The organism is Roseomonas sp. CECT 9278 (assembly GCF_918698155.1).
GTDB lineage: Bacteria > Pseudomonadota > Alphaproteobacteria > Acetobacterales > Acetobacteraceae > Neoroseomonas.
In genome coordinates this window covers 1-626 of the sequence record NZ_CAKKLX010000113.1, presented here as the reverse complement: position 1 = coordinate 626, position 626 = coordinate 1, and the positions used below count along the sequence as shown (strand labels likewise).

The following is a 626-nucleotide window of genomic DNA, read 5'->3' as shown; positions in this document are numbered from 1 at the left end:
TCCGCCAGGCGCTGGCCGCCATACTGCACCACGCCATTGGCGCGGCCGTTGATGTCGTGGCCGATGGTGCCCATGAAGCGGTATTCGGCGGTCAGGGCCAGGCCCGGCACGCTGTCGATCGGCAGCGCCATGCCCAGGATGGCCTGGTAGGCGAAGGCGCCCTCGTTGCCACCGAAGGTCAGGCGGCCATTGGCGGTGCCGGAGTTCTGGCCGAACCCGACATCGTCATAGTCGTGCCACTGGTAGCCGGCGCCGACGCCGACATACGGGACCACCGGGCCGAGGCGGAAGTCGTACAGCGCGTTGAACATCACGCCGTAGCTGCTGGCCGTGCCGCCGGTGCGCGGCAGGCGGCCGATGCCCGAGGCCTTGATGGTGTCGACGTCGTTCGAGCGGTAGCTGCCCTCGAGTTCCAGGCGCAGGCCGTTGCCGAAGCCGTAGCCGACGCTGAGCACGCCGACATAGCCCCATTCGAACCCGACATCGACCGAACGGTTCGCGATCGTGTCCGAGCTGCCCATCAGGTAGTTGAAGCCGGCGCCGGCACCCACGTAGATGCCCTGCACCCGCGGATCCCAGCTCTGCGCCTGCGCGGTCGCGGCCATCGGCAGCGACAGCAGCGTCGC

General features: G+C 69.0%; 1 protein-coding gene. It reads right to left on the bottom strand.

The genetic code is table 11. The features are described from left to right. A partial coding sequence (locus LQ222_RS26175) for an outer membrane protein (protein WP_230169808.1) occupies positions 1-626 on the bottom strand: 626 nt, incomplete at both ends.